This is a genomic window from Paenibacillus elgii NBRC 100335, from assembly GCF_004000865.1.
GTDB classification, from domain to species: Bacteria; Bacillota; Bacilli; order Paenibacillales; family NBRC-103111; genus Paenibacillus_G; species Paenibacillus_G elgii.
This window is the reverse complement of record NZ_BIMB01000062.1, coordinates 35212-43195: the sequence shown is the minus strand read 5'-3', so window position 1 is coordinate 43195 and position 7984 is coordinate 35212. Positions and strand designations below refer to the sequence as shown.

Annotated in this window: 5 protein-coding genes; 2 read left to right on the top strand and 3 right to left on the bottom strand. The window is 58.7% G+C overall.

What is annotated here, in order from left to right:
- Window positions 1–47: 47 nt before the first annotated feature.
- Window positions 48–857, bottom strand: coding sequence for a pyridoxine/pyridoxal/pyridoxamine kinase (pdxK, locus tag PEL01S_RS29950; protein ID WP_063186555.1), 810 nt, complete (start codon window positions 855–857; stop codon window positions 48–50).
- Between the two features lie 115 nt (window positions 858–972).
- Window positions 973–2109 carry a glycerate kinase gene (locus PEL01S_RS29945; protein ID WP_127462835.1) on the bottom strand — a complete coding sequence of 379 codons (1137 nt, stop codon included), beginning with the start codon at window positions 2107–2109 and terminating at the stop codon, window positions 973–975.
- A 184-nt stretch (window positions 2110–2293) separates the two neighbouring features.
- On the opposite strand from PEL01S_RS29945, the gene PEL01S_RS29940 reads away from it, so the two are divergent.
- Together PEL01S_RS29940 and PEL01S_RS29935 are read left to right on the top strand one after the other, a co-directional pair.
- Complete coding sequence (locus PEL01S_RS29940) at window positions 2294–4318, top strand: penicillin-binding transpeptidase domain-containing protein (protein ID WP_127462834.1); 2025 nt, start codon at window positions 2294–2296, stop codon at window positions 4316–4318.
- A gap of 165 nt (window positions 4319–4483) precedes the next feature.
- Window positions 4484–5425: a serine/threonine protein kinase gene (locus PEL01S_RS29935; protein ID WP_163767514.1), complete on the top strand. Its 942-nt coding sequence runs from the start codon at window positions 4484–4486 to the stop codon at window positions 5423–5425.
- A 482-nt stretch (window positions 5426–5907) separates the two neighbouring features.
- Here PEL01S_RS29935 and PEL01S_RS29930 read toward each other — a convergent pair whose 3' ends face one another.
- A complete protein-coding gene (locus tag PEL01S_RS29930; RefSeq protein ID WP_127462832.1) occupies window positions 5908–7929 on the bottom strand; it encodes a VWA domain-containing protein in 2022 nt (673 codons plus the stop codon).
- Window positions 7930–7984 lie beyond the last annotated feature (55 nt).

The window sequence follows — 7984 nt, the reverse complement described above, 5'->3', positions numbered from 1 at the left end:
AGACTTGAGACAGGCTCTTTGATATGGAGAAAATCGCGGTGACAGGCTTACCCGAACTGGCGCAGCGCCGAATGGCGGGTCGGGCCGACAAAGCCATTAAGCGGAAAACCGTGCTGGATGGCTGCGGTGATGAACCGTTTTGCGGTGCCGACCGCTTCTTTGACGTCGGCGCCTTTGGCAAGCTCGGCTGTAATCGCCGCGGAGTACGTGCATCCGGCTCCATGCGTATAGGTGGTGGAAATTTTGTCGGATTCGTACAGCTCGAATTCCGTTCCGTCATATAGCAAGTCGACCGCTTGTGGGTGATTGAGCTTCGCGCCGCCTTTAATCAGGACGTACTTGACGCCTGTCGCATGGATGATCTGCGCCGCTTCTTTCATGTCCTCCAGCGTTTGAATCGGCGGACGGTTCGCAAGCTGCGCCGCTTCGAACAAATTCGGAGTGACGACGTCCGCGATCGGGACGAGCAGTTCCCGCAGTGCTACCGTAGACTCGGGATGGAGAGCCTCGTCGTTGCCTTTGCAGACCATTACAGGGTCCACGACGATGCGCTGCAGCCCTTTGCCTTTGAGCGTGCGCGTGACGAGCTCGATTAGCTCGACGGAGCCGAGCATGCCCGTCTTGAGCGCATCGACGCCAATGCCGTCAAGCACGGTTTGCAGTTGGGCTTCGACGGTAGGCAAAGCGACCGGATGAACGCCATGGTGCCATTGGTTGTTCGGGTCCATCGTGACGACCGTCGTGAGAACCGTCATTCCGTAGACGTCGCGTTCCTGGAATGTTTTTAAATCGGCTTGAATTCCGGCGCCGCCGCTTGTATCGGAGCCGGCAATGGTTAAAGCTTTTGGTATGCTCATTGTACTTCTCTCCCTGGATGAATGAAGTTGCATTTATGACCTATCCTATCACGTTGGCGCAAAATTTCAATCGAAACTTCGCGGATTTAGACGAAAATACCAAACCAAATGTTAGCTATCGCCGTCCGACGCCCTGCAGGAGGCGCATCATTTGGGCTGCCGCCCCGCTCGCCCACTCCGCGGCGCGCCCGACCGCTTCCGGCAGGTCGCAAGGCTTGCGTACGATGGAAAAAGCCGCCGTCAGTCCGAGCTCGTCCAGCTGCTCCGCAGGCAGCTCCAGACTGCCGCACAAAGCGACTACCGGCACTCCCGCGTCCCGGGCCTTACGGCAGATGCCCGCGATCGCTTTGCCGGACAGCGTCTGCCTGTCCAGCCGGCCTTCGCCGGTGATGACCAAGTCGGCATCCCGAAGCTGCGCTTCGAACTTCGCCTTCTCCAGCACGATGTCGATGCCGGAGCGAAGCTGCGCGCCGAGGAACGCATGCAGCCCGGCCCCCATGCCGCCGGCCGCGCCGCCGCCGGGCAGCGTAAGCACGTCAACGCCGGTTTGCCGGCGAATGACGTCAGCCCACTGCCGCAGCGCCCGATCCAGCGCTTGCGTCATGTCCGGCGTCGCGCCCTTCTGCGGGCCGAAGACGGCGGAAGCGCCTTCCGGCCCGCAGAGCGGGTTGCGGACGTCCGTCGCCGCCGTGAAGCGGCATTCCGCGAGGCGCGGGTCCATGCCGGAGGCATCGAAGCCGGCGAGTCCGGCGAGCGCTCCGCCCCCGGAAGGCAGCGGGACGCCGTCCGCTCCGTACCACCGGACGCCGAGCGCCTCCAGCATGCCGGCGCCGCCGTCATTCGTCGCGCTGCCGCCGAGCCCGATGAGGAACTGCCGGCACCCGCGGTCCAATGCGGCCCGAATCAGCTCGCCCGTTCCGTACGAGGAGGCGGCAAGAGGGTTGCGCCGCGCTTCGGGCACGAGCGGCAGCCCGGACGCCTGCGCCATTTCGACGACGGCGGTACCGTCCTTCAGGATGCCGTAAACGGCCGTGACCGGCTCTCCGAGCGGACCGCGGACCTGTACCTCTACCCGGATACCGCCGCAGGCATGCACAAGGCTGTCTACCGTGCCTTCCCCGCCGTCCGCGACCGGAAGCTCGACGATGTTAGCGTCCGGGACGACGCACCGAATGCCGGAGCTCACGGCTCCGCACAGCTGCAGAGCGGACAGCGAGCCTTTGAACGAATCCGGCGCAATTACGATTTTCATTGGTCATTCCCCCGCAGATCCATGGAATAAGACGATTATACCACTGCGCCAAAAGCGGTATCCAACATTTCCGGCCGGTCCCGGTCAGCGTTTCGTAAGGGAAATATCAGGAAACTATCCGTTCTCCTTCCGCCTGCGATTGGCTACAATGGAAACGAGTGGATAGAGAGAGGAAGTGCTTAGATTGACCCATCGAATAGTTGCGAGGGGCGCCGCATGGGGCGTCCTGTTTGTCGCGCTGCTGCTGACACTTGCGGCCTGCAAGCCGGAGATGAAGCCGCCGGAAGAGGTGATGGATTCATTCGTCGCCGCTTGGCAGAAAAGAGATTACGCAGCTATGTATCCTAGCTTGACGAACCATGTTAAAGAATACGTCACGCAAGACGCGTTCGTCAGCCGACACCAAAACATTTATGAAGGAATCGGGCTAACAGAGCTGAATATCACGGCGGCGCCGACGGAGAAAGACCCGAATGCGAAGACCGACCAAATTCGGTACAAGTTGCATGTGGAAATGAAGACGTCGGCGGGACCGATCGAGTTCGACCAGACGGCGACGCTTCGCAAGGAAGAGCGCGCCTGGGGAGTGGACTGGTCTTCGTCGTTTCTGTTTCCGAAGCTCAAAGATACGGACAAGGTGCGCGTGCAGACGCTCCCGGCGAAGCGGGGAGAAATTCTTGACCGCCAAGGCCATGGGCTGGCCATCAACGAAGATCAATGGGAGGTCGGCCTCGTGCCCCAAAAAATGGAGCAGCCGTCCGACGAGTCCGTAAGCAAGCTCGCGGCACTGCTGAACCTGAAGCCGGAGGATATCCAGGCGAAGCTCGGCGCTTCGTGGGTGAAGCCGGAGCTGTTTGTTCCCATAGCGCTAGTCCCCAAAGACGATCCACGGGAGACTGAGCTGTTTATGGTACAAGGAACGTCTTACCGGACGAAGCAGGTACGTTCGTACCCGCTTGGCGCGGCGGCGGCTCATTTGACGGGCTACATCGGCAAGCTGAACGAGCAGGAGCTGAAGAAACACAAGGATAAAGGCTACCGGCCGGATGATTGGATCGGCAAAACCGGGCTCGAGCTGACGCTGGAAGATCGGCTGCGCGGCCGGGACGGCCAGCGCATTTACATTATGGATGCGGAGGGCCGGGACAAGGTGACGCTCGCCAAGCGCGATGCAGTAGACGGCGAAGACGTGAAGCTGACGATCGATTCCGGGCTGCAGCGGGCGATGTACCGGGAGATGGAGAATGATGCGGGGGCGGGCGTGGCGATGCAGCCGCTGACCGGCGAGCTGCTTGCGTTGGTCAGCACCCCGTCTTACGATCCGAACGTCTGGATTTCGGGCATTTCGACCGAGCAGTGGAAGAAATGGACGGAGAACCCGGACAAGCCGCTGTTCAACCGATACGTCAGCGCTTACGCCCCCGGGTCGGCGTTCAAGCCGATCACGGCGGCCATCGCTTTGGAGCAGGGGATGCTCGACCCGAATGAAGAGAAGTCCATTACCGGGAAGCAGTGGAAAAAGGACTCGTCGTGGGGGAACTACTACGTTACGAGGGTGTCCGAGGCGGCGAGCGCAGTGAATTTGACGAAGGCGCTGATGTATTCGGACAACATCTATTTCGCTCAGGTGGCGCTAGGCTTGGGAGCGGAGCGCTTCGAGAAGGCCGCCGGCAAGTTCGGATTCGGCGAGAAGCTGCCGCTGCCGCTGGCGGTGGACGTCTCGTCGCTGTCGAACGCAGGCATCAAGAAGGAAGTTCTTTTGGCCGACTCCGGCTATGGTCAAGGGGAGGTCGTCATGTCGCCCCTGCATGTGGCGGATGCGTATACGGTGTTCGTGAACGGCGGCAATATGATTAAGCCGGTACTCGAATACGACGGCCGGACGACCGGCGAAGTGTGGAAAAGCGGACTGATTCGCCCCGAAGTGAGCCGCATGCTGACGGAGCAGATGAAGGAGGTCATCCAGAATCCCGCAGGCACCGGCCGCGCAGCGAGAATCGACGGGCTGACGCTGGCGGGCAAGACCGGTACGGCCGAGCTGAAGCAAAAGAAGGGAGAGTCCGGGCAGGAGAACGGCTGGTTCGTCGCTTACGATACCGACAAACCGAAGCTGCTCGTTGCTTTGATGGTGGAGAAAGTGGAGGCGAGGGGCGGCAGTCATCACCTTGCCGGGACAATCAAGACATTATTTCGGAGTTTTGCGAAGTAAGCGGCTAGTGCCGCCGCCTGCGAGCTCTCGCGTCCGTTCAATCGCAGACGTAGAAAAATCCAGTGGTTCCCAATTTCGATAGTTGTGATAAGATGGGGAAGGGGCTTGCGAGCCCGCGCCTCAATCGAATCAAGGCGAATGTTCGAAACGAAGGAGCAATTTGGGATGACCCTAGACCTCGATGATGTGTGCCTTCAGCGGCATACGCTGCTAAAAGGCGGCGCCTACCGGATCGAAGAACGGCTGGCTTCAAGCGAGCTGTCCATCGTTTATATCGGAAGCCCGGCCGAGGGAGAAGAAAGGCTTGCGATCAAGGAATTTTATCCCAAGAGCCTGGCTTTAAGAGATATGGACGGAAAGACGGTCCTATGCCGCCGTCCCTCGATTCGCCGGAAGTTCGACGGGCTGAACGATGCTTTCCGGAGGGAAGCTGCGATTCTAAGCCGGCTCCGGCACAGGCATATCGTCGAATACATCGACCATTTCGAAGAAAACGGGACGAGCTATCTGGTGACCCGCTATTGCGCCGGCAAACCGCTCGTCAACTATATCCGGGAGGAAAAACCTTCGGCGGCGCACTTGATCCGAAACGTCCTGTTGCCGCTTCTGGATACGGTGGACTTCATTCATCGGCAAGGCATCATTCACCGGGATTTGAAGCCGGGGAATGTGATGGTTTCGGAGGAAGGCCGGCCGGTGCTGCTGGATTTCGGTTCGGCCGTATTGCTCGCCGAGCCGGATGTCCGTCCGATTTTTACAACGTCGGGCTTCTCCCCGCTGGAGCTGTATTCGGAGAAGGCCCGGCAAGGGAAAAAGGCCGATCTGTTCAGCGCCGCCGCCATTTTATATTACAGCTTCACCGGGCGCGTGCCGGCAGACGTTTCCGAGCGGCTGATCGAAGACCGCATGGAAAGCGCGAGAACTGCAAACCCGGAGGTCAACCTGCTGCTGTCGGGCATGATCCGATGGGGGCTTGCCGTTCAACCGCGCAGAAGATGTCCGTCGCTGAAACTGCTTAAGGCCGCTTTGCGGCTGGAAGATATGCGCCCGAAAGCCGGGATGCGGCGGAAATGTCTGGAGCCGCCTTCGGCCGTTTCCGAAAAATAGCGGAACCGCGAGGGCGCTATTCAGGTGATTTGCTCGCTGTGCCTCCGCTTAGAGGAACTATGGTGCTTTATCGATGCTCAACAAGCGTTGCGGAATATTTTTCGACACGGTTAGGGTGTCCCGAGTTCCGCTATTTTGCGAGGGAAGCGCCAAAAATCTTGGATAGCTCACCGTAGTTCCTTTAAGGAGTGTAAGCCGTGCAGTCGTGTAACCGTGGCTTCGGAAGCGATCCAAACGGCGCTCAATTTGTTCCCGGGACAGGGTGGCAGTTCTGGCCGAATGATCCGGAAAAGTAACGGGGCTTCCACCCAAATGTTGAGGGGCAGGAGGAAAGGCAAATAGCTTCCACCCAATGTCAAGGAACGAGGATTGCCCGACAGTTTCCACCCGAATGCCCCGAAGAGAAAAAAGCGGCCGACGCGTTCTCCCCGAATCCATCGAGCATCCTCCCCCGCCATGGAACGGCAAAAACCCAACCCCTGTTACAGGGCGTTGGGTTTTACTTCTTTATACCGCAGCTCGATTTCCGTCAAATGGTCCTCGAACGTGATGTAAATTTTGTCGTTGTAGCTGATCGATTCTTTTTTGTTGCGGGGGATCGGCGTTCTGCCTTTTTCAATCGTGCAGCGCGTGGTGTGCCGCAGCAGGATCGTGCCGTTTTTCCCGGCTTCGATGATGATGTGTTGCGCCTCCGGGAGCGGCTCGTTGACGTCGAGGCTGGCGAACAGCTCACGCAGGGTGATCTGCCGCTTCTCGAATGAAGCGAGAGGCCAGTACTTCACCGGAATGTCGCTGCCGCTCGCCGTATTGAGGAAGTACCCTTCCAGCCTTCCGGCAAAGCGCGGCTTCGGACGAAGCAGCCAATAGACGGCCCAAGCGGCCAGCAGCACGGCGAGCACGATGCCCGCGATGATCAAATAACGCTGCACGACGGAGTACACGTTGATGACGAGGTCCGAGGTGACGGAAGCTCCTTCATCGTCCGTTACCGTCATCGTCAGGACCGCTTTACCGGCATGCATGGAAGAGACGGTCAACGTATCGCCATCCACCACGAAGTCGGCCAGCTTGGCGTTGCTGTTGGAAGCGATCGTATAGCTCAGCTTGTCCTGATTCACATCGCGAAAATAGTTCTTAAGATCTATTTTGGCGTCTCCGTCTTCCTTCGTCAGCTCGATAGCCCCACTGCCGATCGCTTCGGGCGCCGTGTTCGCGATATCCAGCTCGCTGACCGCCGTCTCCCGGTAAAAATCCGGGCTGCTCATAAATATGCGGGCTTGATACTTGCCGGAGTGAGGGAAGACCGTCTGCGTTTCGAAGCCGTTTCCGTTCAGCTTCATCGGCGTCCGCTCTTCTTTATTCGTTTTCAGATCTTTCACGATCAGCTCGGCCTTCATCGATTGGTACACATCGGCGTCGGCCAGCTTGGCTCCGTCCGCTTGGTGCAGCAGGAAGGCGGAGACGGTCGACGGCACACCCTTAACCGGCTGGGCAAGCTCCATCCCTGCCTTGAGGCCGTAATTGCCGAGCAGGCTGATTTTCACGAAATCCCCGGGCCTTGCTTTGAATTTCAGCAGAAAGGCGCCTTTTTGCGGCTGGGGAATTTTGAGCAGCGAATATTTGTCCGATTTCACGAACCGGATGTTTTTCGAATTGTAATATAGATGCGTTTCGGCGATCGGATGCTCCGACAGCAGTACGATATTGGCTTCGTTCATGCTGCCGTTCGGAATGTTGACCGTCACTTCCTGCAGCTCCCCGGTGGCCGTGACGGCCGCGACGGGAACGAGCACGGAGCGGATCTGTTTGGCGAAAATGTTGTTGAAAATTTCCGGCAGATCGCCTGCGCTCTCCGTAATGAACGACGTGCCACCCGTCTTGGCGGCGATCGCTTCGAGCTGCGGCGCGTTGACCGAGCCGTCATGATTAAGCCCAACGGTGTAGATCGGGTACCCCTTCGCCTGCGCTTCCGCGATCACGCGCTCCACATCTTTGTTCGAATCCTCAACCGATCTTCCCGTAAAAATAGGTCCAAAGTCCGTGCCGCCATCCGACAGCAGAATCATAAACGGACGTCCGCCGCCTTTGCCGCTCCCGACAAGCTCCGACCCTTTGCTCAGCCCGAGGCCAAGATCCGTATAACCGGAAAAACGCAGCTCCGCGATTTTCTTTTTGAGCAGACTTTTTTGCTCCTCCTGGGTCAGCGGAGCGAGCGGCTGCGCTTCGACGATTTTATGGTTGTAGGCGACAAACCCGACCTGGGTGCGGGCCGCCTCGCTCATGTCCATAAACATTTTGATGACTTCTGCCGCGATCCGGTCCCGGTCCGTCGCGTTCATCGAATAGCTGACGTCCATCACGAACACCGCGTCGAATCCCGGATTCGAATCGCCTTCGGCCAACGCCGATCCGAGAGGAACGAACAGCAGCGCCAGCATGACAGCAATCGCCAAAATTCGCAGCCCGACCGGGACGCGCCTTCTTGTATGCATTTCCCCAACCATCAAAAAAATCACCCTTCATTTGTAAAATGTGTGAAAGTACACCAAAACTGCTCTA

Coding starts and splice junctions, on each gene's coding strand:
- PEL01S_RS29945 (WP_127462835.1), bottom strand. CDS start 2,109: ATGAAAATCGTAATTGCGCCGGATTCGTTCAAAGGCTCGCTGTCCGCT.
- PEL01S_RS29930 (WP_127462832.1), bottom strand. CDS start 7,929: ATGGTTGGGGAAATGCATACAAGAAGGCGCGTCCCGGTCGGGCTGCGA.
- pdxK (WP_063186555.1), bottom strand. CDS start 857: ATGAGCATACCAAAAGCTTTAACCATTGCCGGCTCCGATACAAGCGGC.
- PEL01S_RS29935 (WP_163767514.1), top strand. CDS start 4,484: ATGACCCTAGACCTCGATGATGTGTGCCTTCAGCGGCATACGCTGCTA.